Raw genomic sequence first — 22,469 nt, forward strand, 5'->3', positions numbered from 1 at the left:
TACATGTAAAGTCATTAAACGCGGCACATTACCTTTGTGTTTGCGATAGGACGAGTTCATCCAAACGATTCTTAACCCTTTGGATCACGCTTTCCCAATCTCCAAAAGAGGGTTGTCTAAAGAGCGTGAGTGTTGGATACCACGGCGAATCTTCTCTGTGGAGCATCCATCTCCAGCAGGTATCAAAGCGGTTTAAAAGCCACACGGGTTTTCCTATGGCGGCGGCTAAATGGGCGGTGGAGGTATCGACGGCTATCACTAAATCTAATTGTGAAATTAAACCTGCCGTATCGGCAAAATCTTCGATGTCATCCATATAGTTAAAAAGATTATCCGTGTTCCATAATTCAAGAGCACGACGTTTGAATTCACGCTCCGCAGGTTCGCCTTTTTGAAGTGAGTAAAAGTCGACATCGGCTCTATTGAGCTGAACGATAAGCTCTAAAGGGATATTCCGTCGGTTATTCGCATACCAAAGCTCTGGCTGATTTGCTCTAAACCCACCATTCCAAACAAGCCCAACCCGTAAAGCTCTTTTTGCACCTAAGGTCTGTTTCCAACGTTCAACAAGGGTATGCTCTACCTCAATATACGGATTTTGATTGGGAACGTTTGCAAGAGATGTGCGAAAAGCATACGGTAAACTTAAAAGGGGAGCGTGATAGTCAAACGTTGGAAGAGGTGAACCTTTTTCAATGAGGGTATGGATACCTTTAAGATTTTCTAACAGTCTCATTAAGGGTTTTTGAACTTCAAAAATGACGTGAGCCCCTTGATGGGCTAAGATCTCAATGTACCTGCAAAACTGCACGGTATCGCCCAGACCTTGTTCAGAATGAATCAGTATGGTTTTGCCATGAAGGGGAGCATCCCCTAACCACAGAGGTTGTGAAAAATTTCGTTTGAACTTTTGAAGTCCGCCCTCCACGTCCCAGCGATGCTCATAAAGTTTAAAGCCCTCACATAGATCGCCAGAGAGGAGCAGTGCCAAGGAGTGATTCCACAAGGCATCCGCATGATGTGGATTGAGCAATAATGCTTTGGTGTAGGCTTCCATGGCTTCATCAATTTTCGTTTGATCGTACAGCGCATTGCCAAGATTACTGTACGCATCGGCATACTGTGAGTCGAGCGATAACGCTTTAGTGTACGCCTCGATGGCTTCATCAAGCTTACCTTGCGCCTTAAGGGCCGTCCCCAAATTATTGTACACACCTGCATGATGCGGATGGATCGCTAAGGCTTTGGTATAGGTTTTGATCGCCTCTTCAATCTTCCCTTGTTTTTTAAGCAAAACACCAAGATTATTGTAGGCGTCAACATAATTTGGATGGATCGCTATGGCTTTTTCGTAGGCTGTCATGGCTTGGTTGATTTTGTTTTTAGCGTACAACGCATTGCCAAGATTATAATAGGCATCCGCATAGTGAGGATGGATCGTTAAGGCTTGGATAAAAGCTTCAATAGCGCGATCAATGTGACCTTTGGCATGCAGCGTCACTCCAAGATTATTATAGGCTTCAACATAATTTGGATTGAGCGATAGCGCTTTGGTAAACGCTTCAACGGCTTCATCCAGCTTCCCTATATCATGCAGACTCACTCCAAGATTATAATAAGCATCACCATACTGCGGATCGATGGATAGTGCTTTGGTAAACGCTTCAATCGCTTCATCGATCTTGCCTTTGTCACGCAGTGCATTACCAAGATTATGGTACATACCTGCGTAATTGGGATTGAGCGTTAACGCTTTGGAAAATGCCTCAATGGCGTCATCGATCTTGCCTTGCGCTTTAAGGACAATTCCAAGGCTATTGTAATAGATAGGATGCTGTTTCGTCTCTATCGCTTGATGAATAAGCACGAGCGCTTGATCGTTTTGGTTCCATGTGTTGTAGATGACGCCTAGGAGATGCAGGGCATCGCCATGGTGAGGATCTTGGTGTAAAATTTTTTCATAAAGTGCTTTAGCCTCATCTAGTTTGGAGCGTTGCTGAAGCTGTAGCGCTTGATCAAAAAGCTGCTCATTTTTATTGTTAGGAACGTTGTTTTGTTTCATTAAAAACCTTTGGTATCCCATAAAAGGAGACGGGCTAACTCTTTAAATGTGAGCCCATCTCTTTTTACATGTAATGTTTTTCTTTGAGCAGTTTGTAAAGCTTAAGGAGTGAAATAAAAAGCGTTGTAATCGCAGGTCCTAAGATCATTCCCCAAAAGCCAAAGGTTGTCAGTCCTGCAAAAATTGCGAAGAAAATTAAGAGTTCATTGACATTGGTCGGTGTTTTGACCATCTTGTCGTTGATGTATTTGATGATGAGTGGTTTGATGAAGGTGTCTGCGATGATGGAGATCACGACAATCGAATAGATCGCGATGATAATCGCTGTGGTGGTATTGCCGTGTGCGATTTCAATCGCGCAGAGTGGAATCCACATGATAGCTCCTCCAATGATAGGAATAAGCGATGCAAAACCGTAGAAAATACCGAGTAACAGTCCGTCATACCCAAAATACATACCGATAAACGAGAAAAGCGCACCTTGTAAAATGGCGCTCAGTAAAATGGAGTAAAACACCACACTCATCACATTGGTCACTTCTGAAAAGACGATATTGACCTCTTTGGCATCAATGGGCATCACGCTTTTAAAATAATCGACCAAATCTTTACCATTGAGGAGTGCAAAAAAGAAAAAGACCACGATGAGCAGCATATCTTTTAAAAAGCCAGCGCTGTTTTTGCCGATAGACCCAAAATAAGAAAGGGCACTGCTTGAGAGCTGAGCGATATTCAGTGAGTTGATGAAATCATCCAAGGGTGATTGCATAAAAGCCAGCGGTGCAGGCAGTTTATAATCAAGCGTGTGCAGATACGCTTGAACGCGCTCAATCATCGAAAAATCAAAATTGTTCACAATAGTACCCACCGAAGTGATAGTATATACAATGGGACCAAAAAGCAGCAAAGAGAGAAGCATCGTCGATAACACAGCCGCAATATGCCTGTTTTTAGTGAGTCCATAGAGTTTGAGGTTAAGATTGTACGTCGCCATAGCCAGTAAAGACGCAATGGCAATAATCATCAAAAAAGGCTCATAGAGCTTTATAATTGAAAAGAGAACGGCTAGAAAAATAGCGGTTAAAAAGAAGCGATGTTCATTCATACAGTATCCTCAAATAATCCATTTTGCAAAATGGGTGGGGTGAGACGAAAAAGCTCATACGTTTTAGGCGTAGCAACTCTTCCGCGCGCTGTTCGTTCGATATAACTGTTCGCAAGCAAATAGGGTTCGATGACATCTTCGATCGTGCCTTCATCTTCACTTAGTGCTGCTGCAATCGTACTCAGACCCAAAGGGCGACCTTTGCTTTGCAGTAGCAATTCGAGGTATTTAATATCAAGTTCATCAAAACCAAGGTCGTTGACACCCAGTTCATTCAAGCCATATTGTGCTCGCTCAATGCTAATGCTCTCTTCGTCCACCACATCCGCATAATCACGAATACGTTTCAAAAGACGAAGCGCAATTCTTGGCGTTCCACGCGAGCGTCTTGCCATCTCATGTGCAGCATCTTGAAGACAGATTTTCTCCAACTTGTGCGATGCTTTGGTGATGATGAGCGAGAGTTCCTCTTTGGTGTAAAACTGCAAACGAAAGTGCATCCCAAAACGATCGCGAAGTGGCGAGCTAATCATACCCGCCCTCGTGGTTGCTCCAATCAGGGTAAAATGAGGCAGATCAATCTTAATCGTCTGTGCCGCAGGACCAGACCCGATGATGATGTCCAGACGAAAATCCTCCATCGCAGGGTAGAGTATCTCTTCAATCGCAGGAGAAAGCCTGTGAATCTCATCGATGAAGAGGATGTCTCCTTCTTGAAGATTGGTCAAAATAGCGGCTAAATCACCACTTTTTTCGATCATCGGTGCGGCAGTTATTTTCATATTGGTGCGCATCTCGTTGGAAATGATATGCGCAAGCGTTGTCTTTCCAAGACCGGGAGGGCCAAAAAAGAGAATGTGGTCTAAACACTCGGAGCGTTTTTGTGCCGCTTGGATAAAGACTTGTAAGTTTTTCTTGATCTTCTCTTGCCCGATGTAATCTTCAAACGAAGAGGGGCGCAAGCTTTTTTCGTACTCGTTCTCAAAGGAGATTTTTTCGATTTCGACGATGCGTTCCATCACACTCACTTTGTATAGGTGTAAGGAGCTTCGGGAAAACGTCGCTCTTGCACCTCTTTGACATACGCATCAACGGCATCTTGAACCAGCGTGGCACCTTCTAAATAGCGTTTGACAAATTTGGGTTGAAACGCTTGGAAAAAGCCTAACATATCACTCCACACCAACACTTGTCCGTCGGTGTATTTTCCAGCACCTATACCAATGGTGGGAATTGAGATTGCTTCGGAAATGCGTTTTGCTGCCTCTTCAACAACCCCTTCGATGACCACGCTAAACGCACCTGCTTCTTCAACGGCTTTGGCATCTTTGATTAAGGCAAGTATGTCTTCTTCGCTACGTCCACGTACTTTATAGCCGCCTTCGCTTCTGACATATTGAGGCATGAGTCCGATGTGTCCCATAACAGCAACAGAATTTTGAGTCAGTGCTCTTATGATGTGAGCGCGACTCACACCACCTTCAATCTTAACGGCATGCGCATTGGTTTGTGCGTAAACGAGGGACGCATTATGCAGTGCCATTTTTTCATCGGTGTAGGTACCAAAAGGCATATCACAAACGATAAAGGTCTCTTTAGCACCCGCACATACTGCTTTGGTGTGGTAGAGCATCACGTCCATACTCGCTGAAAGTGTGTCTGGTTTGGCATTGAAACTCATATTGAGACTATCGCCAACGAGGATGATGTCGACCTTTTGATCGAAGAGTGAGGCAAAAAGGGCATCATAGGCTGTAATGACGCTAAGGGGTGTTTTCCCCTTGTGTTGTTTAATGGCTGTAATTGTTTTCATGGAGGAATTATACCCTATTTTACGACAAGAAAATTTTAGATTAAACATGATACAATGAGCTACTTCGGAGGGTAACAACATGGGTATTTTGGCACAATTGGAAGTTGATTTTGACATCGAAATTATCGGAGATTTTATCTCTCATTATGCCATTATGTTTGAAAATATGGAACCTCTCATTATTGGACTGAGTAAAAAAGAGCGTTATGCTGACAATATTGGAGATATTTTTCGCATTTTTCACAATATGAAATCAGCCGCAGGATTCTTAAAACTGGATCCTATTATTAAGTTAGCCGTATTGTGCGAAGATATTGTTGAAGAAGCGCGCATGTTAGAGGGTCCTGCAAGTGAAGAGTTTATTGATTGGTTGCTGTTGGTGAGTGATCAATTTGAAAAATACCGTAAAGATGTGGAAAATGATGCCGCATTTTTTACCGTTTTAAATCCCTTAATTATCAAAGTACCTCATACGTTGGAGAGAGCGTGAAGCAATTAGTTGCCTACATTACGGCGGGTTTTCCCGATAAGAATTTTTCATTAGATTTGGTTTCTGCCTTAAAAGAAGCAGGTGTCGATAAGTTAGAGTTAGGCATTCCTTTCTCTGATCCTGTAGCAGATGGTCCTATTATTGAGCTGGCTAACTTGCATGCCCTGCACAATGGCTTTAAAATGGAGACACTTTTTGAGATATCTTCGGTGGTTGCTCCTACCATTGAGACCTATTGGATGGGCTATTTCAACCCTTTTTACCACAAAGGCATGGAATTATTTGCCCAAAAGGCAGCCGAGTTTGGTGTCAAAGGGTTTATTATCCCTGATCTTCCGTATGAAGAAGCTACGCCATACATTCCGTTGATGGATCAGCATCACGTCTCATTGGTCAGTTTTGTAGCACCAACGCACACTAAAGAGCGCATCGCTACGGTTGTGAAAGATGCCAAAGGATTTATCTATTTGGTTGCGTATGCTGGCATTACAGGTGCGCACGCGAGTGAAGACTTGAGCAAAACGATCCAGATGATTAAAGAGCAGAGTCAAACACCTCTGTTTGTAGGATTTGGTGTCAATGAAAAGACTGCAAAAGAGCGTGTTCGTGGTGTGGATGGCGTTATCGTAGGCAGTGCTTTTGTGGAAGTGCTTTTAAATGAAAGTCTCAGTGGAAGTGAAAAGATTGCGAGTATTGCTCAAAAAGCACGAATCATTAAAGAGAAAATTAACGCGTAAAAAAGTGCGTAGCAGTGGTGATTATATCACTGTTACTTTGGTGTTGGCTCATCAGGTTGTTTGAGTTTTTCAAGCAAGGAGTCAAACGAATCTTTGGTTAAAATATCGGCAAACTGCGTACGGTAGGTTTGAATAATGCTCACCCCTAAAATATCCACATCGTAAATCATCCAGCTGCCATTTTTATCTTTATAAAATTTGTAGATAATCTCATACACTTCGCTGTTTTTCATAAGATGCGTCGTTAAATGAATCCGCGTATCTTTAATTTTTTCCAAATTCTTAATGACAATCTTCTCATCCGTGTAAAGATCCAATTTTTCCATGTATGATGTTTTGAGTTTCATCTCAAAAAGTTTGGTAAATTCCGTTTGTTTGGGAGAGGCAAGCGATGCCCACTGTTTTCCACCCAGAGAAAGTTGTGCCATTAAGGTGTAGTCAAAAATAGAATCAAAAATAGTGAAAAGTTTTTCAGTTTTTTGAGGCTTGGGCATTTTTTTATCACGTAAAATGGTGGTGGCAAGGTCGATATTGCTTTGCATAAACGAAGGAATATCGGCTTCTGGAATCGCAAAAGAGACGTTACATGTAAAGAGTAATGCTAAAAAGATACGTGCAAAAAAGTTCATACGTTACTCACTGATTAGTTTAGTTCTGCGTGATTCATAGACATCGCGCAAGAAAGGATAGAGCTCAATCGCATCTTTTTTAAAGTTGTCATACTCTTTTACATGTAAAGAGGTTTTATTGATGGTGTAAAAGGCAGTAGCCGCCATTGCTTGACCTGAATTATCAAGCAGATTGGCATCGTGACGCCCTTTCATGTAGGTAATGGGATTAAGCCACATATCGCCAGCAAGTCCTGCAATATCGCGAACATTGGATGGTCCAAAGAGCGGAAGGACAACGTGGAAGCCATTGCCAACACCATAATAGCCCAGTGTCTGACCTAAGTCTTCATCGTGTGCTTTGATGCCAAGTTCTTCAGCCGCCACATCGCGAAAGCCCAAAATTCCCATGGTTGAGTTCAGTACAAACCGTTCCGTCTCTTCCAAACTGTTGTAAAATTTGAGTTGCAAAAGGTTGTTGACAAGACGAATAGGGTAAAAAAGATTCTCAAAAAAGTTTGAGACACCGTGACGCGCCATTTCAGGCATAACATACGCGTACCCTTGCGCCGTCGGTCTTAGAAGATATTCGTAAAAATTATCATTAACGCGTGTCATCACTTCATTGTAGCCACTGAGTGGATCGAAAAGATTTTCGCTGTTGTTCGTATTAAATTCAGTCTCAAAGTCATCATTATTATGCGTAGTCGTACCGATATAGTCACTTGCAGACAAAAAGGTTAGGCTTAGTAAACAGGCTAAAATAAAACGCAAAATAGTACCTCTTTTGTTTAAAATTGCTCAATTATAGGATTTTTTTGATTTAAAGTAAATTAAAGTAAGCATCTTTACTTATAGTTAGATTAAAACAAGCAAAATTTAATCTTCTTTTGACTATAATCACCGTCCAAATCTCACACACACCAATCCTTTACGGTTGCAGTTTACGCTGTTGATGGGTGTGGAGGCAAAACCAAAAAAAAACACAAGGAGCAAATTCATGGTAACCATGAAAGATCTATTAGAATGTGGTGTACACTTCGGACACCAAACACGACGTTGGAATCCAAAGATGAAAAAATTTATCTTTGGCGAGAGAAAAAACATCTACATCGTAGATTTACAAAAAACATTACGTTATTTTAGATACACGTACAATGTTGTTAAAGATGCAGCAGCAGAGGGCAAAACAATGCTTTTTGTTGGTACAAAAAAACAAGCAAGCCAAGCCATTAAAGAGTACGCAGAAAAATGCGGTATGCCATATGTGAATCACAGATGGTTAGGCGGAATGTTGACTAACTACCAAACCATCAGACAATCAATCCGTAAACTTGACATCATCGAGAAAATGGAAGAAGATGGACAAATTGACCTTCTGACTAAAAAAGAAGCGTTAATGCTTAGAAGAAAAAAAGAGAAACTTTTGGATTACCTTGGTGGTATCCGTAATATGAAAAACTTACCAGATATGATTTTTGTTATTGACACCGTCAAAGAAAAAATTGCCGTTCAAGAAGCAAGACGTCTTGGAATCACCGTTGTGGCTCCACTTGATACCAACTGTGATCCTGATGTTGTTGATCTTCCAATCCCAGGAAACGATGATGCGATTCGTTCAATCCAACTTTTCTGTAAAGAGATGTGTGAAGCGATGACTGAGGGTTATGAAATCCGTTCAAAAGATGCTCCTGCAACTGAAGAAGTAGTAGAGATCAACGAAGATGAGAAAAAAGAGTTGATCGCAGAAGTGGTCAGCGAAGCAGAATTTGCAGTAGAGGAAGGCGAATAATGGCTGAGATCACTGCTGCTTTAGTCAAAGAACTACGTGAGTCCACTGGGGCTGGTATGATGGACTGCAAAAAAGCACTGGTCGATACCGATGGTGATTTTGAAGCAGCAAAAGATCTTTTAAGAGAAAAAGGTCTTGGTAAAGCGGCTAAAAAAGCTGACAGACTTGCCAGTGAAGGTTTGGTCAACGTTTTTGTTGATCCAAGTCTTAAAATAGCAACCGTGAGTGAAATCAATGCTGAAACAGACTTCGTTGCAAAAAATGAAGGCTTTATCAATTTAACCAAAGATACAACGTCACATATTCAAACAACCAATGTTGAGACGGTTGAAGAGTTGATGAAAACAACCATCAATGGTACAGTGTTTGAAGAGTATTTTGCAACCAAAGTTGCAACGATTGGTGAAAACCTTGTCGTTAGACGTTTTGCGACACTAAAAGCGGGTGCCAATGGCGTTGTCAATGGCTATGTTCATTCAAACGGTCGTGTGGGAGTTTTAATTGCGGCTAATTGTGACAGCGAAAAAACAGCAGCGGCAGCGGGCGAATTTATCCGTAACTTGTGTATGCACGCTGCGGCAATGAAACCTAGTTTTTTAAGCTACACAGAACTTGATGCTGAGTTTGTTGAAAAAGAGACCATTGGTATTAAAGCAGACATTGAAAAAGAGAATGAAGAGTTAGCACGGCTTAAAAAACCTCTTAAACGTATGCCACTTTTTGTTTCTCGTGTACAGTTAACCGATGCTGTTTTAGAGAATGCTAAAGCTGAGATGCAAGCAGAACTTAAAGCACAAGGTAAACCTGAGCAAATCTGGGATAAAATCATTCCTGGACAACTTGAGCGTTTTATCGCTGATAACACTCAGCTTGACCAACAGTACACCCTTTTAAGTCAATTCTATGTTATGGATGATAAAAAAACCATTGCACAAGTGGTTGAAGAAAAAGCTAAAGAGCTTGGTGGTAAAATTGAGCTTGTAGGCTATGTTCGTTTTGAACTAGGCGAAGGCTTAGAAAAAAAAGCATGTGACTTTGCGAGCGAAGTTGCTGAGCAACTCAAATAAATCTAAAATTTTTCGTGGTGGAGAGGCAACTCTTCACCCTCTTTCTTGAAGGACATTGATGTCTTTACTGCATGCACAAAATATCTCTCACGCTTTTGATTATCTTCTGTTTGAAAATGTTGATTTTAGCCTCGCTCCGAAAGAATCGATGGCGATTTTAGGTGTCAGTGGCAGTGGAAAATCAACCTTACTTCATATTTGCTCGACACTGCTTCAGCCCAATCAAGGCGAAGTCATTTTGTGCGATCATACTATTTACAGCGATAGTGATGATGCAAGATTAAAACTCAGACGTTACGATGTAGGGATAATTTTTCAGTCTCACTATCTTTTTAAAGGTTTTTTTGCCAATGAAAATGTGGAACTTGCCTCCTTTATCAGTGATCAAGCAATTGACCCTAGCATGTTAGAGCGTTTAGGCATCAGCAACTTTATGCACTACCGTGTGGGTGATCTCTCAGGTGGTCAACAACAACGTGTCTCTATAGCGCGTGTACTGGCGAAAAAACCCAAAATTATCTTTGCCGATGAGCCCACGGGAAACTTGGATGATAAAACTGCACAAGAGGTTATGAACGTTTTGTTTGAGTATATTGAAAAAGAGAATGCTGCCCTTCTTTTAGTCACTCATAATCATCAGTTAGCCAAACAATGCACCTACACCAGACATCTCCATGTGGATGGACTCAAAGAGGAAGCATAACGTGGAATCACTTGTTAAACTTTTTGGTGAAGGACAGGTTATTCTCTTTTTTCTTCTTTTTGCTCGTTTAAGTGGTCTTTTTGCTTTTTTCCCTTTTTTTTCTCATTCCAATATTCCACTGAGCATTAAATCAGGTATCACGTTTTTTATGGTTATTTTTTTATTTCCACTGCTTCCACCAGCCTTACATGTAAATGCAACACTGCTTACTCTTTCGTTGGCGATTGTAGGAGAACTTTTAATTGGTTTTGTAGCTGGGCTTTTTTTAACCATAACGATTTCCATTTTGCAGATGGCGGGAATGCAGATCTCCTTTGTGATGGGTTTTACGATGGCAAGTGTTGTGGATCCTCAAACGAGTACCTCGATTCCTCTCATATCCCAAATGCTCTCATTAATTGGTCTTATGGTTATTTTAGCGTTTAATGGGCATCATCAAATGCTCCTTTTTATCGCTGATTCTCTAACACTTTTGCCGCTAGGGAGTTTTTATCCACAAACCAATATTCTCGTCTATCTTCTCAAGGCGATGACAGGAATGTTTGTGTATGGGTTTATTCTCTCGTTTCCTGTGGTAGGCTTTTCGCTTCTTTTAGATGTTGTGTTTGGAATGCTGATGAAAACAATGCCTCAATTTAACCTTTTGGTGATTGGATTTCCTATTAAGATTATGGTTTCTTTAGTGGTCCTTGTTGCTATATTGGCATCGATGATGCTGCTCTTTAAGAAAGAATTTATCGAAGCGCTCAACCATTTGACCATTCTTTTCGTACGTTAAAGCAATCATAAATTTTTTTATACTACAATGAGTGTTAATAATTCTCATTCAGGAGTGAGCATGCGCCTGTTACTACTCAATAATAATCCCGCTGTTTCAAGATTGATCAAACTTAGTGCCGAAAAAGCAGGGTATGAGTTAGACGAGTTTGAAGATTACGGCTTAGTGCCACTCACTATGTATGATCTCATTTTAGTCGATAATGAGCTCTACGATGAAAATGCTCTAGCAGGTCTACGGGAACATACAGACTGTGATTATGTCGTTTACATTTGCCAAAGAGGCTCCAAAAAACCTGAAGCTGTTAATGTTGTACTTGAAAAACCCTTTTTACCAACCGATTTTTTACTTCTTTTAGAGAAGATTAAAAATGTGATTGAAAGCCACAAAGCAGAAGAGGTCAAAGAAGATCCCGTAGCGGTCTCTTCTGGAGCAACCGATGCGTTTGATATTGATCAAATTGATACACTTGAGGGTGAAGAGGATATGCTACCTATTAACCTTCTGGAAGAGTATGACAATGACGTTAAAAAAGAGGAGTCAGACAATCAAAGCGACAGCTTTGATGACCTTGACGATCTTGACGATTTGAACGTAGACGATCATGCGTTAGAAGATAGGGAATTTGACCTCGAAGACAAAGCATTGACACTTGAAGATACATTCTCCTTTGACACGGTTGATGCTTTGGATAAAGAAGAGGCTACGACACCTTTTGAAGATTTTGATTTTGAAGAAGAGCCGAGTGCTGCTACGTCATCTTTGGATGAAGAAGAGGATGAGAGTGTCGATGAAGAGGTGCATAATCCTTCCGTTTTGGATAAAGATGATATTGATGAAGTGAAGCAACTGTTAGATGAAAGCGAAGAAGTAGAGGATGAAAAAGAGATTGACACATTGTCACTAGAGGCTCTTGGTAGCCAAGAAGACGATGCCGGAACCTTCTTCTTGGATGAAGATGAGAAAGAAGAAGAACCTCTGGTGAAAGAGGAAGATTCTTTAGCGCTTGAAGCGGATGATATGTCGGATTTAACCTTTGAAGAGGTACCTCCCGTAGACGATGAGATGGAAGAAGATCCGGGAGAAGATGCGATTGCTGTAGAAGATCAAGAAGAGATTATTGATGATTTTGCAGAAGTGATTGAGGAAAAAATAGAAGAAGAGAAAGAACAAGCATTAGAAGAAGATGCGTTCCTTCCAAATCTTGATAATGACCTTAGTGGCTTGGATGATGCGCTAGGAGAGATTGACTCTTTGGATGATCTGAATGAATCGATGCTCAAAGTGGCTTTTGGTGAAGAGGTTGAAGAAGAAGCTCCTGCTCGTGTCGCTGCTGCAGCTCCAAAAAGCCAAGATATTGAAGTGATTCGTGATGAGATTGAGAATAGCATTGCGCGCAGTATCTCAAGTTTAGCACAAAGTGACATTTTACGTGAAGCGCTTAAGGGAATGCGTCTGAATATCTCCATTACCTTTGATGAGAAGTAGCCGTGAAGGGTAACCTTTTAGTCATTTCAGGACCGAGTGGCTCGGGGAAAAGCTCTTTAATGAAAGAGGTGCTTCAAGAGATTCCCGATGCGTACTTTTCAATTTCAAGCACAACACGCTCCATTCGTGAAGGGGAAAAAGATGGTGTTAATTACCACTTCATCTCCAAAGCGGAGTTTGAAAAAGATATAGATGAAGGGTTTTTCCTAGAGTGGGCAAAAGTGCATGATAACTACTATGGTACATCACTCAAGCCTATTTTAAAAGAGTTGCATGAAGGTAAACTGGTCATTTGCGATATTGATGTGCAAGGACATAAAATTGCACGGGAAAAATTTGGAAGCATTATCACCTCTGTTTTTATCACAACACCCGATCAAAAATCACTCAAAGAGCGTCTGATCAACCGTGGAACTGATAGTGCAGAAGTGATTGAAAAGCGTTTAGATAATGCTGTTTCTGAGATGACACGTATTCGAGAATACGATTATCTTTTAATTAATGACGATTTTAAAACCACGTTGCACGCATTGTTTGCCATTGCACATGCTTCACGAAAAAAAATGGCGTTAATGGATTTGGGTGAATTTATGAGTGCGTGGGCCAACATCGAATAGACTTTTTGTTTATCAAAAAATGGTACAATACCAATAACTATATATATCGTTATCAGACAAAGGAGAGAGTATGGGTTCGTTTAGTATTTCACATTGGTTAGTCATCTTAGCAGTGGTTGTTTTGCTTTTTGGTGCAAAAAAAATACCAGAACTTGCTAAAGGTGTAGGTCAAGGTATTAAAGATTTTAAAAAAGCGATTAAAGAAGATGAACAAGCAAAAACAACAGTCGATCAAGTAGAGACAAAACTTGAATCTGGTGCTACACCAACGGCTACAACATCAACACCCTCAGACGAAAAAAAGTCTGTATAAGGTTACGTATTGAAAAAATCGGTTATTCGTGCTATTCAAGAAACATTACAAAGAGAGTTTGTTTTAGAGAAACCTACCAATCTCTCTTTTGGTCATTATGCAACCCCCATCGCTTTTTCGCTTGCGAAAGAGCTCAAAAAATCCCCGATTGCCATTGCAGAAGAGATTTGTGCCCAGTTTGATCTTGGTGATATTTTTCAAGAAGTAACCCCGATTAAAGGGTACATTAACTTCAAACTCAGTGAAAGCTTTTTGGATCAGTATGCCACATGGGTGATTCAAAATGAGGCACTTTTTGGAAAAGACGATCAAACGGAGACGATACTGCTTGAGTATGTCAGTGCCAATCCAACAGGTCCCTTGCATATCGGTCATGCTAGAGGTGCCGTTTTTGGTGACGCTCTTGCACGCATTGGAAAACACTTAGGGTATAAGATTACCACAGAGTATTATGTCAACGATGCAGGGAATCAAGTGGATCTCTTGGGACTTTCTCTTTATCTCTCAGGGCGCGAGCACATTTTAGGCTTACATGTAAACTGGCCAGAAGAGTTTTATCGAGGTGAATACATCATTGATCTCGCCCATGTTGCCAAAACAGAGCTAGGCAGCACGATTTTTGAAGATGAAGCCAATATTAAAATGCTCTCCATCTGGGGCAAAGATAAGATGTTAGAATTGATTAAGTCCAATCTTGCTGATGTGGGCATTGAATTTGAACAATTTGTCAGCGAAAAATCTCTTTACGATAAATGGGATGAGAGCTTTGTTAAACTTCAAAAAAATGACAAAACCTATGAAGAGGGTGCTAAAATCTGGATTCGCTCTACCGAACTAGGTGATGAAAAAGATCGTGTGGTGGTGAGAGAAGATGGCAGACCAACCTATCTTGCAGGGGATATTATCTACCACGATAACAAATTTCAACGAGGCTATGATCGCTACATCAATATCTGGGGTGCAGATCATCACGGGTATATTGCACGGGTCAAAGCCGCGATTAACTTTTTAGGGTATGATGAGCAAAAGCTTGAGGTTTTGCTGGCTCAAATGGTCTCTCTGCTTAAAGGCGGTGAGCCGTATAAAATGAGCAAACGTGCGGGCAATTTTATTCTAATGAGTGATGTGGTTAGCGAAGTGGGAAGCGATGCCTTACGTTTTGTTTTCCTCAGTAAAAAATCGGATACACATCTTGAATTTGATGTGGATGTCTTTAAACAAGAAGACAGTAACAATCCTATTTTTTACATCAATTATGCCCATGCGCGCATCAATCAAATTTTTTCAAAAGCAGAAAAAACACTGGAAGATGTCCAAAATATCACGTTAGAAAATCTCAGCGAAGAGGCACACAATCTTCTCTTTAGCGCCCTTTTATTGCCTGAGGTGCTTGAAGATGCTTTTAACTCGCGTCAAGTACAAAAATTGACAGAATACCTTAAAAATTTAGCGGCAAGCTTGCATAAATTTTACAATGAAAACCGTGTTGTCGGTAGTGCGGATGAAGAAAAATTTCTCAAACTCTTCGCTGTTGTAGCCCTTTCACTCCGCGTAGGACTTAAACTGATAGGTATTAACGCCAAAGATAAAATGTAACGTATGCGTGTGAAACGATCGTTTATTATTTCTGCTCTAACACTGTGTCTTAAAAATCTAAAACTATTTTTAGTAGCCCTTCTTTTAGGAGGGTTATCCTACTCGTACGAAGTTTTCATCGCACGCGATACGATGAGCTTTCAAGGCATTCCTATTGCAACGCAAAACTCATCCTACACACGTATTTTTCGAAACAGTGCTTATATGGTCGGTTACTCTGATCTTAAAGGCAATCCTCTTTGGGTTGTTTATAAACTGACGCCTGCCGATGAAAATGCACCTCACCTTAAACGCCCTGATGGCTTTCATGCCGATTGGCGCAATGTAGGGTTGATCACTAGCAGTGATTATACGAACAGTGGTTACGATAGAGGTCATATGGCACCCAACCATGCCATTGCGCTTCTGTATGGCAAAGAAGCGCAGTATGAGACCTTTTTGATGACCAACATTACCCCTCAAAAACCCTCTTTGAACCAAAAACTGTGGCAACAGTTAGAAGCAATGGAATTAGACACCTTTGCGCCGAAATTTAAAACGCTTTGGGTCTACACGGGTCCTTTGTTTGATCAAAAGGTTACGCGATTGAAAAGCTCGTATTGTGTAGAAATTCCTGATGCGTTTTACAAAATTTATGTGGGAATAAAAGAGAGTGGTGAGATCAAATCTTTAGCCTTGATTGTTCCTCAAAATGCAAAAGCCAATGATCGTTTGGAAAAATATGTGGTGAGTATCGATGAGGTGGAGCGTCGTAGTGGATTTGATTTTTTACATGAGTTGGATGACACGCTTGAAAATACACTTGAAAAAAAGATAGAGCTAAAGAGCTGGTTTTAATCTTTACATGTAAAGATTTTAGGCGTCGATGGTAGGGCTAGGTTTTGAGAAAAAGTGACCTTGCGCATACTCAATACCCAAGGTTTGAATCATCTCATAAATGGACGCATCACTGACATATTCAGCAATCACTTTAATCTGCGCTTCCTTCGCAAAAGCAACAATGTTTTTAACCAATAAAAACGAGATTTTATCGTCTAACACTTTTTGAATAATTGCGCCATCAATTTTAATATAATCGGTTTTAATCTCTGCAAGATAGATAAAATTGGAGCATCCGCTACCAAAATCATCAATGTAAATGGTATACCCGAACTCTTTAAGCATCAAAAGATTGTTTTTGGCATCTTCTCTGTTGGTAATATCTTCAGTTTCAATGATCTCTAGTTCGAGCCTTGAAGCAAAAAGCCACTGGTGGTTGTTTTTGAGCCTGTAAGAGAGTAGTTGGTAAGTCCTAATTGGTTGGTATTGACGTTAAAAAGAGGCAGCTCTTTTAAAATGTCATTGAGCTTGGTGTATTGCATGAGGCGGATCTCTTTTTGAGAATAAATTACCACATGCCCGATCTTTTCATTGACTGTTTGTAACGAATTATCAGACGTTGCTTTGTACTCTTGCAAAAGTGCATCAAGTGAGTCAGAAAAGAGCAGACTACTCAAGAGCCCAAGCAGTACAATAATCTTCATGGTAGAGTCTGCAATCCTTACATGTAATATAAAATTGTTATTAGTGTATAGAAAAGAAAAGCTTAATAATCTCTATGGAAGCAGTAAGGCGTAATCGAATTGTAATAGGCTATGGAAATGCCTTCACGGTTTTGGAAGCACATACTTTACATGTACCGTTCATGACGATAAAACTATGGCTGATATGAAAGCCACTTTGCGAAACAATCGTTTCTAAAAGCGGTTTTGTCTCTATAAACAGATCTTCAACACTGCCACATTCTGAACATAGAAGATGAATATGCGGTACTTTTTTGATCTCGTACTGCTGTTTTTGCTGTGGAAGTTTGACCTCTTCTAAAATGTGAAACGAGATAAGATCGTTGATGTTTCGGTAAAGTGTTGCTTTAGACATCGTGGGGTATTTTTGAAAAATGGAGTCATAGAGTGTATCAATATCGACATGCCCAAACTGATCGATGGAATCTAAAATCGCAAGTCTTTGGTGCGTTGATTTGAGGTTGCTTGCTTTTAAGACCTCTTTAAACCGATCCATTTGAATGCTGTCCTTTACATGTTATGTCAAATTTTATAGGAGCTGAACTTAATAAGATATTAACTATCCTATTTATTCTTTAAGTATAATAGGAAATTATTCTAAATAAGATTAATTACTATTTAAGATTTAAATTCATATACTTCTCATATAAACTTAAAAAGGAGAAGAAATGCAAATTTCTAAGATACTTAGTCTTTGCGCACTCAGTGCAACCGTTGTTTTCGGGGCAAACACGCTAGTCGATAAGGTGAAACAAAATGGGATCGAAGCCATTCCTGTAAGTCAACTGGAAGTTTTAAAGCTAATTGATGATCCTAAGGATCCAATCACGCCTGCCAAAGTCGAATTGGGCAAAAAACTCTACTTTGATCCTCGTATGTCACGAAGTTCGATCATCAGTTGCAATACCTGTCACAATCTTGCAACAGGAGGAGTGGATGGTATTAGTGCGGCAATCGGGCATGGTTGGACTGCCAACCCACACCATCTTAACTCCCCAACGGTCTATAACTCTGCCTTTTTTAAAGCCCAATTTTGGGATGGTAGAAGCCCACACTTAGCTGACCAAGCGCAAGGTCCTGTTCAAGCAGGTCCAGAGATGGCTGCCCCTCCAAAATTGGTTGAAGAGCGCATAAACTCTATTCCTGCGTATGTCGATGAGTTTAAAGGTGCCTATGGCGATAACGTGAAAATCTCATTTGAGAAAATTACATCCACGATTGCGATTTTTGAAAAAACGTTGGTTACCCCATCGCGTTTTGATGATTTTTTAAATGGCAATGCAAATGCCTTGAGTAAAGCTGAAAAAGAGGGGTTGGAAGTGTTTATGGATAAAGGGTGTGCGAGTTGTCATAATGGCATTGCTTTAGGTGGGACGATGCAACCGTTCCAAGTCGCTGGTAAATATAAATTTGCCCAAGTGGGTGATTTTGCAGGGGATAAAAACGGTATGGTGAAAACACCAACACTTCGCAATATCACAGAAACAGCGCCATACTTCCACAATGGAGCGATCTGGACACTCAAAGATGCGATCAAAGAGATGGGAAGTACCCAACTGGGCATCAGCATCAGCGATGCAGAGAGTACTAAAATAGAGACATTTCTGAAAGCGTTAAAGGGGAGAAAACCAGTAGTGATCTATCCTGAGCTTCCGGAGAGCAGTGAGAAAACGCCCAAACCTGACGCAAAACTTTAATAGATTTTTTCAAAAGAGTCAAAAGTTTTTGCCTCAAAAGAGGCAAGCTTTAGTGTATAGCGCAGCGTAGGCTCTTAGGCTTTGCCTAGGAGCCGTTGTTAAATAAGCTTACTCTACGCCTCTTACTTTTTTCATCTCGTCTTCGCGCTCTTTGAGGAAAAGTTCAAGATTGTATTTTTGACGATACACGGGTGTCATAAGGTGAATTAAAATGTCTCCCATATCAATCACCGTCCAGTTATCATCGGCGTCAACGTTTAAAAAACTCTCCCCCGCACCTTTGAGTTCGGTTTTGAGGTGGTCTAAAAGTGAAAGACCATGTCTCTCGCCCATCGTGGTTGCGATCACAACCGTGTTGACAAAATAGTCTTTATTTGTCATATCAAATACTTGTATCTCTTCTGCTTTTTTATCACTTAAAGCAGTGACAATTCTTTCGATTCTATTATCCATTGGATTCCTTGTATAAAACGCTATCACTTCATTTTTGATGCTTTTGGGGATAAATCGTGGGTCCAAAAATGAGCGGAGCTTTGAAGAACTGATATTAACATTAATTGGTAAAATTTTCAAGTCTTTAGGTGGGCTAAAAGTACCTCTGGGAGCTACGACAAATTCTACGTGAGAGCAAAGCTCGTCATAACGGTTCCATTTGGGCAAAGCGGTAAAACTGTCACTGCCCACAATAAGATAAATCTTGGCATTTTTGTAAAGATGCTTTACATGTAAAACGGTTTCGATGGTCGGAACCTGTCTTTTTTGATTGCATTCGTACGAAAAAATCTCTACTTTTTCCATGCCTTCAAACATCGTGGCAAGCCAACGTTGGCGCATTGGAGCTGGAGCGCAAAAGCTCTCTTTAAAAGGGCTAAGATACGTAGTAACCACTAAAAGCTTGTCAATATCGAGGATTTCAAGGGCTTTTTGGACGATGAGCTCATGCCCTGTGTGGGGAGGATCGAAAGAGCCTCCAAAAATAGCTATGTTCAACGGTGTGTCTCCATGGACTTTAAACTTTTTTATACATCATTTTTGCTAAAATAATTCGCTTTTCTAAAAGCGAGTATGGATTAAAACGACTATTATATCAAAAGGAAGACCTATGGCACTCAAAATTGCTATAAATGGATTTGGTCGCATTGGAAGATGCGTTGCTAGAATTATTGATTCACGCGATGATGTTGAGCTCGTATGTGTTAACGATACGGCAGATCGTGCTATGACAAAACAGTTACTCAAATACGATAGCGTCCATGGTGTGTTTCCTGGCAGCGTTGCATTATTAGAAGATGATTATATGCAAATAGGAAAAGCAAACGTCAAAATGTTTTCAACCCGCGATCCTAAAGCGTTAAATTTTGCAGACTACGGTGTTGATGTGGTTCTTGAATGCACGGGCGCACTTTTAACGCTCAAAGATACCCAGGTGTTTATTGACAATGGCATCAAAAGAGTCGTTATGTCCGCTCCTGCAAAAGACGATACACCAACCTTTGTGATCGGTGTTAACGAACACACCTATGCAGGTCAGAGCATTGTTTCCAATGCCAGCTGTACGACCAACTGTTTGGGCCCTGTCGCCAAAATTTTGGATGATGCTTTTGGCATTGACAAAGGATTGATGACAACGGTTCACTCGTATACCAACGATCAAAATATTTTAGATGTCAAACACAGCAAAGATTTACGTCGCGCTCGTGCGGCTGCGATCAATATGATCCCAACGAGTACCGGAGCTGCTAAGGCGATTGGGTTGGTTCTTCCACACCTCAAAGGACGTTTGCACGGACAAAGTGTGCGTGTTCCAACGCCAAACGTTTCAATGGTCGATCTTAACGTTCTTCTTAAAAAAGAGACCACCAAAGAAGAGATCAATGCACTCTTTCGTGAGCAAGCCAATGGCAAACTCAAAGGCATTTTAGAAGTCGATGTGGAACAAAGAGTTTCTCAAGATTTCGTTACCAGTACGCTGAGTTCCATTGTTGCCTTAGATCTTACACAAGTCATCGGTGGCAATATGGTCAAAGTGATGGCATGGTATGACAATGAGTGGGGCTATTCAACCCGTTTGGTTGATATGGCGTTACATGTAAGCAAATAAACGTAAGGATTAGGAATGATTCGCTCCATTAGAGACCTCGATATTGCAGGCAAAAAAGTATTTATTCGTTGTGATTTCAACGTGCCTTTAGATGAATTTACCAATATCACCGATGACAGACGTGTTCGCTCAGCGATTCCTACGATTCGTTACTGTTTGGACCATGGCTGTTCGATTATCTTAGCCAGTCATTTGGGTCGCCCAAAAGGTGCTGTGGATGAAAAATATTCCTTAGCGCCCGTTCAAATGAGACTTAAACGACTTTTAGACAAAGAGGTTCTTTTAAGCTCTGATGTCATCGGGAAAGATGCGCAAGAAAAAGCGACACATTTACAAGCAGGGGAAGTTCTTTTATTGGAAAATTTACGTTTTCACAAAGGTGAAACGGCGAATGATGAAGAGTTCGCCAAAGCGCTTGCGGACATGGCAGAAGTGTACATCAACGATGCGTTTGGTGTGTGTCACCGTGCGCATGCTTCGGTAGAAGCGATTACGCATTATTTCAATGAAAAAAGTTCTGCCGCTGGATTTTTACTTCAAAAAGAGGTTGAGTTTTCTAAAAACTTGCTTCGTCGCCCAACCCGACCGTTTGTTGCCGTTGTGGGTGGGAGCAAAGTCAGTGGAAAACTTCAAGCACTGGTAAATTTACTGCCTCGTGTCGATAAACTCGTTATTGGTGGCGGTATGGCATTTACGTTCTTAAAAGCACAAGGGTTAGACATTGGTAACTCCTTGGTCGAAGATGAACTTTTAGATGAAGCCAATCGTGTGATGGAAGAGGCAAAACGCTTGGGTGTGAAACTTTACTTACCAGTCGATGTTGTAGCGGCACAAACCTGCTCACAAGACGCAACGATCAAATTTGTCACGGTTCAAGAGATTCCTAAAGGCTGGATGGGCTTGGACATTGGACCTGCAACATCACGTCTGTTTAGAGAAGCACTTGCTGATGCACAAACGATTCTTTGGAATGGGCCGATGGGCGTTTTTGAGCTTGAAAAATTCTCCAAAGGCAGCTTTAAAATGTCGCATGTGATCGCAGAAGCACACGCAACAACCGTTGTTGGTGGTGGTGATACCGCCGATGTCGTCGCTCGTGCAGGTGATGCCGATGAGATGACGTTTATCTCCACTGGTGGGGGAGCGAGCTTAGAATTGATCGAAGGCAAAGAGCTTCCAGGCGTTAAAGTGCTGAGCCAAAGTGAGACGGAATAAGCATGATCATTGCTTCAAATTTTAAAACCAACTACACCAGAAGCTCGGCAAAGGCGTTTATCCAAGCGATACAAGCGTTTGTTGCCAATACCAAAAGCGAGCAACAGGTGCGCATTTTTGCCCCTTTTACGGCGCTAGATCGCTTTGATGAGGTTGCGAGTCTTAAAGTGGGTGCTCAAAACTTTTACCCCGTGCAAAATGGCTCGTATACCGGTGAAATTGGCTTTGAACAGCTCGAAGAGTTTGGCATCCAAACTGTTTTGATTGGGCACAGTGAGAGACGTCATATCTTAAAAGAGTCACAGAGTTTGAGTGCGCAGAAGTATGATTTTGCCAAAGCCAGAGAGTCTGAGATCATTTATTGTATTGGTGAACCTGCCGAGATTCGTGTGCAAGGCATTGATGCAGTCATGAGCTATCTGTGGGAGCAGTTTGAAGGCATTGATATTAATTACGACAAACTTATCATTGCCTATGAGCCTGTTTGGGCGATTGGGACGGGTTTAACGGCTAGCTTGGAAGACATTGAAGAGGTGTTAACACGCCTGCGTGAAAAACTCTCAGCACCCCTGCTGTATGGCGGTAGTGTGAAGGTTGAAAACATTGAAACGATCTTACATGTAAACGCATGCGATGGTGTTTTGGTCGGAACGGCGAGTTGGAATGAAAACGCGTTTTGCGAGATGATTCGCATCGCAGATAACGTTAAAAAATAAGAGGAGAGT

Annotated in this window: 25 protein-coding genes; 15 read left to right on the forward strand and 10 right to left on the reverse strand. The window is 41.1% G+C overall.

All coding sequences use genetic code 11. From position 1 onward, the window contains the following. Nucleotides 1–28: 28 nt before the first annotated feature. The 4 genes from JU57_RS03865 to panB all read right to left on the reverse strand — a co-directional run bounded on the left by JU57_RS03865 (nucleotide 29) and on the right by panB (nucleotide 4,980). A complete protein-coding gene (locus JU57_RS03865; protein WP_051906568.1) occupies nucleotides 29–2,062 on the reverse strand; it encodes a tetratricopeptide repeat protein in 2,034 nt (677 codons plus the stop codon). Nucleotides 2,063–2,126: 64 nt separating this feature from the next. Further along, a complete protein-coding gene (locus JU57_RS03870) occupies nucleotides 2,127–3,167 on the reverse strand; it encodes an AI-2E family transporter (RefSeq protein ID WP_037957191.1) in 1,041 nt (346 codons plus the stop codon). Beyond that, complete coding sequence (gene ruvB / locus JU57_RS03875; protein WP_037957193.1) at nucleotides 3,164–4,186, reverse strand: Holliday junction branch migration DNA helicase RuvB; 1,023 nt, start codon at nucleotides 4,184–4,186, stop codon at nucleotides 3,164–3,166. Before ruvB ends, JU57_RS03870 begins: the two co-directional genes overlap by 4 nt. A gap of 5 nt (nucleotides 4,187–4,191) precedes the next feature. Further along, the gene (panB, locus tag JU57_RS03880; RefSeq protein ID WP_037957194.1) at nucleotides 4,192–4,980 is read right to left on the reverse strand and encodes a 3-methyl-2-oxobutanoate hydroxymethyltransferase; all 789 of its coding nucleotides are present in this window, start codon (nucleotides 4,978–4,980) and stop codon (nucleotides 4,192–4,194) included. A gap of 79 nt (nucleotides 4,981–5,059) precedes the next feature. Here panB and JU57_RS03885 point away from each other — a divergent pair, with 79 nt between their 5' ends. Continuing rightward, complete coding sequence (locus JU57_RS03885; protein WP_037957196.1) at nucleotides 5,060–5,470, forward strand: Hpt domain-containing protein; 411 nt, start codon at nucleotides 5,060–5,062, stop codon at nucleotides 5,468–5,470. After that, entirely contained in the window at nucleotides 5,467–6,207 is a 741-nt protein-coding gene (trpA, locus tag JU57_RS03890; RefSeq protein WP_037957198.1) for a tryptophan synthase subunit alpha, read from the forward strand. The genes JU57_RS03885 and trpA overlap by 4 nt, the downstream gene beginning before the upstream one ends. Before the next feature lie 32 nt (nucleotides 6,208–6,239). On the opposite strand, the gene JU57_RS03895 is transcribed toward trpA, so the two are convergent. After that, nucleotides 6,240–6,836, reverse strand: a complete 597-nt coding sequence (locus JU57_RS03895) for an ABC transporter substrate-binding protein (protein WP_037957200.1) — start codon at nucleotides 6,834–6,836, stop codon at nucleotides 6,240–6,242. Nucleotides 6,837–6,839: 3 nt separating this feature from the next. Then, nucleotides 6,840–7,589 (reverse strand): VacJ family lipoprotein, encoded by a 750-nt coding sequence (locus JU57_RS03900; RefSeq protein WP_037957202.1) that lies wholly within the window; start codon nucleotides 7,587–7,589, stop codon nucleotides 6,840–6,842. Nucleotides 7,590–7,815: 226 nt separating this feature from the next. Here JU57_RS03900 and rpsB point away from each other — a divergent pair, with 226 nt between their 5' ends. The 9 genes from rpsB (at nucleotide 7,816) to JU57_RS03945 (ending at nucleotide 16,006) form a co-directional block, all read left to right on the forward strand. Further along, nucleotides 7,816–8,607 carry a 30S ribosomal protein S2 gene (rpsB, locus tag JU57_RS03905; RefSeq protein ID WP_037957205.1) on the forward strand — a complete coding sequence of 264 codons (792 nt, stop codon included), beginning with the start codon at nucleotides 7,816–7,818 and terminating at the stop codon, nucleotides 8,605–8,607. Continuing rightward, entirely contained in the window at nucleotides 8,607–9,674 is a 1,068-nt protein-coding gene (gene tsf, locus JU57_RS03910) for a translation elongation factor Ts (protein ID WP_037957208.1), read from the forward strand. The genes rpsB and tsf overlap by 1 nt, the downstream gene beginning before the upstream one ends. 58 nt (nucleotides 9,675–9,732) lie before the next feature. After that, complete coding sequence (locus JU57_RS03915) at nucleotides 9,733–10,377, forward strand: ABC transporter ATP-binding protein (protein WP_037957211.1); 645 nt, start codon at nucleotides 9,733–9,735, stop codon at nucleotides 10,375–10,377. Further along, entirely contained in the window at nucleotides 10,355–11,155 is an 801-nt protein-coding gene (gene fliR, locus JU57_RS03920; RefSeq protein WP_051906570.1) for a flagellar biosynthetic protein FliR, read from the forward strand. Before JU57_RS03915 ends, fliR begins: the two co-directional genes overlap by 23 nt. A 60-nt stretch (nucleotides 11,156–11,215) precedes the next feature. Continuing rightward, a complete protein-coding gene (locus JU57_RS03925; RefSeq protein ID WP_037957217.1) occupies nucleotides 11,216–12,643 on the forward strand; it encodes a hypothetical protein in 1,428 nt (475 codons plus the stop codon). Nucleotides 12,644–12,645: 2 nt separating this feature from the next. Then, nucleotides 12,646–13,260: a guanylate kinase gene (gene gmk, locus JU57_RS03930; protein WP_037957220.1), complete on the forward strand. Its 615-nt coding sequence runs from the start codon at nucleotides 12,646–12,648 to the stop codon at nucleotides 13,258–13,260. 70 nt (nucleotides 13,261–13,330) lie between these two features. Next, the gene (gene tatA, locus JU57_RS03935; protein WP_037957223.1) at nucleotides 13,331–13,573 is read left to right on the forward strand and encodes a twin-arginine translocase TatA/TatE family subunit; all 243 of its coding nucleotides are present in this window, start codon (nucleotides 13,331–13,333) and stop codon (nucleotides 13,571–13,573) included. A 9-nt stretch (nucleotides 13,574–13,582) separates the two neighbouring features. After that, nucleotides 13,583–15,169 (forward strand): arginine--tRNA ligase, encoded by a 1,587-nt coding sequence (gene argS / locus JU57_RS03940; protein WP_037957226.1) that lies wholly within the window; start codon nucleotides 13,583–13,585, stop codon nucleotides 15,167–15,169. A 3-nt stretch (nucleotides 15,170–15,172) separates the two neighbouring features. Further along, nucleotides 15,173–16,006, forward strand: coding sequence for a DNA/RNA non-specific endonuclease (locus JU57_RS03945; RefSeq protein ID WP_037957229.1), 834 nt, complete (start codon nucleotides 15,173–15,175; stop codon nucleotides 16,004–16,006). A gap of 18 nt (nucleotides 16,007–16,024) precedes the next feature. Here JU57_RS03945 and JU57_RS03950 read toward each other — a convergent pair whose 3' ends face one another. From JU57_RS03950 to JU57_RS03960, 3 genes are all read right to left on the reverse strand, one after another. After that, entirely contained in the window at nucleotides 16,025–16,465 is a 441-nt protein-coding gene (locus tag JU57_RS03950; RefSeq protein WP_349678034.1) for an EAL domain-containing protein, read from the reverse strand. Beyond that, a complete protein-coding gene (locus JU57_RS03955; RefSeq protein ID WP_037957234.1) occupies nucleotides 16,390–16,692 on the reverse strand; it encodes a hypothetical protein in 303 nt (100 codons plus the stop codon). Before JU57_RS03955 ends, JU57_RS03950 begins: the two co-directional genes overlap by 76 nt. A 109-nt stretch (nucleotides 16,693–16,801) precedes the next feature. Then, the gene (locus JU57_RS03960) at nucleotides 16,802–17,227 is read right to left on the reverse strand and encodes a Fur family transcriptional regulator (RefSeq protein WP_037957235.1); all 426 of its coding nucleotides are present in this window, start codon (nucleotides 17,225–17,227) and stop codon (nucleotides 16,802–16,804) included. A 172-nt stretch (nucleotides 17,228–17,399) separates the two neighbouring features. On the opposite strand from JU57_RS03960, the gene JU57_RS03965 reads away from it, so the two are divergent. Further along, nucleotides 17,400–18,428 carry a cytochrome-c peroxidase gene (locus JU57_RS03965; protein ID WP_037957237.1) on the forward strand — a complete coding sequence of 343 codons (1,029 nt, stop codon included), beginning with the start codon at nucleotides 17,400–17,402 and terminating at the stop codon, nucleotides 18,426–18,428. Between the two features lie 108 nt (nucleotides 18,429–18,536). Here JU57_RS03965 and nadD read toward each other — a convergent pair whose 3' ends face one another. After that, on the reverse strand, nucleotides 18,537–19,418 hold the full coding sequence (gene nadD / locus JU57_RS03970; RefSeq protein WP_037957238.1) for a nicotinate (nicotinamide) nucleotide adenylyltransferase: 882 nt from the start codon (nucleotides 19,416–19,418) through the stop codon (nucleotides 18,537–18,539). A gap of 112 nt (nucleotides 19,419–19,530) precedes the next feature. On the opposite strand from nadD, the gene gap reads away from it, so the two are divergent. From gap to JU57_RS03985, 3 genes are read left to right on the forward strand one after another with little or no spacing between them, the layout of a single operon-like run. Next, nucleotides 19,531–20,529, forward strand: coding sequence for a type I glyceraldehyde-3-phosphate dehydrogenase (gene gap / locus JU57_RS03975; RefSeq protein WP_037957240.1), 999 nt, complete (start codon nucleotides 19,531–19,533; stop codon nucleotides 20,527–20,529). 15 nt (nucleotides 20,530–20,544) lie between these two features. Further along, entirely contained in the window at nucleotides 20,545–21,744 is a 1,200-nt protein-coding gene (locus tag JU57_RS03980; RefSeq protein ID WP_025343763.1) for a phosphoglycerate kinase, read from the forward strand. Nucleotides 21,745–21,746: 2 nt separating this feature from the next. Beyond that, nucleotides 21,747–22,460, forward strand: a complete 714-nt coding sequence (locus JU57_RS03985; RefSeq protein WP_037957241.1) for a triose-phosphate isomerase — start codon at nucleotides 21,747–21,749, stop codon at nucleotides 22,458–22,460. Nucleotides 22,461–22,469 lie beyond the last annotated feature (9 nt).

The sequence above is a fragment of the Sulfurospirillum sp. SCADC genome (assembly GCF_000743525.1).
GTDB lineage: Bacteria > Campylobacterota > Campylobacteria > Campylobacterales > Sulfurospirillaceae > Sulfurospirillum.

Coding starts and splice junctions, on each gene's coding strand:
- JU57_RS03865 (WP_051906568.1), bottom strand. CDS start 2,062: ATGAAACAAAACAACGTTCCTAACAATAAAAATGAGCAGCTTTTTGAT.
- JU57_RS03870 (WP_037957191.1), bottom strand. CDS start 3,167: ATGAATGAACATCGCTTCTTTTTAACCGCTATTTTTCTAGCCGTTCTC.
- ruvB (WP_037957193.1), bottom strand. CDS start 4,186: ATGGAACGCATCGTCGAAATCGAAAAAATCTCCTTTGAGAACGAGTAC.
- panB (WP_037957194.1), bottom strand. CDS start 4,980: ATGAAAACAATTACAGCCATTAAACAACACAAGGGGAAAACACCCCTT.
- JU57_RS03885 (WP_037957196.1), top strand. CDS start 5,060: ATGGGTATTTTGGCACAATTGGAAGTTGATTTTGACATCGAAATTATC.
- JU57_RS03895 (WP_037957200.1), bottom strand. CDS start 6,836: ATGAACTTTTTTGCACGTATCTTTTTAGCATTACTCTTTACATGTAAC.
- rpsB (WP_037957205.1), top strand. CDS start 7,816: ATGGTAACCATGAAAGATCTATTAGAATGTGGTGTACACTTCGGACAC.
- tsf (WP_037957208.1), top strand. CDS start 8,607: ATGGCTGAGATCACTGCTGCTTTAGTCAAAGAACTACGTGAGTCCACT.
- JU57_RS03915 (WP_037957211.1), top strand. CDS start 9,733: ATGTCTTTACTGCATGCACAAAATATCTCTCACGCTTTTGATTATCTT.
- fliR (WP_051906570.1), top strand. CDS start 10,355: ATGGACTCAAAGAGGAAGCATAACGTGGAATCACTTGTTAAACTTTTT.
- JU57_RS03925 (WP_037957217.1), top strand. CDS start 11,216: ATGCGCCTGTTACTACTCAATAATAATCCCGCTGTTTCAAGATTGATC.
- tatA (WP_037957223.1), top strand. CDS start 13,331: ATGGGTTCGTTTAGTATTTCACATTGGTTAGTCATCTTAGCAGTGGTT.
- JU57_RS03945 (WP_037957229.1), top strand. CDS start 15,173: ATGCGTGTGAAACGATCGTTTATTATTTCTGCTCTAACACTGTGTCTT.
- JU57_RS03955 (WP_037957234.1), bottom strand. CDS start 16,692: ATGAAGATTATTGTACTGCTTGGGCTCTTGAGTAGTCTGCTCTTTTCT.
- JU57_RS03960 (WP_037957235.1), bottom strand. CDS start 17,227: ATGGATCGGTTTAAAGAGGTCTTAAAAGCAAGCAACCTCAAATCAACG.
- JU57_RS03965 (WP_037957237.1), top strand. CDS start 17,400: ATGCAAATTTCTAAGATACTTAGTCTTTGCGCACTCAGTGCAACCGTT.
- gap (WP_037957240.1), top strand. CDS start 19,531: ATGGCACTCAAAATTGCTATAAATGGATTTGGTCGCATTGGAAGATGC.
- JU57_RS03980 (WP_025343763.1), top strand. CDS start 20,545: ATGATTCGCTCCATTAGAGACCTCGATATTGCAGGCAAAAAAGTATTT.
- JU57_RS03985 (WP_037957241.1), top strand. CDS start 21,747: ATGATCATTGCTTCAAATTTTAAAACCAACTACACCAGAAGCTCGGCA.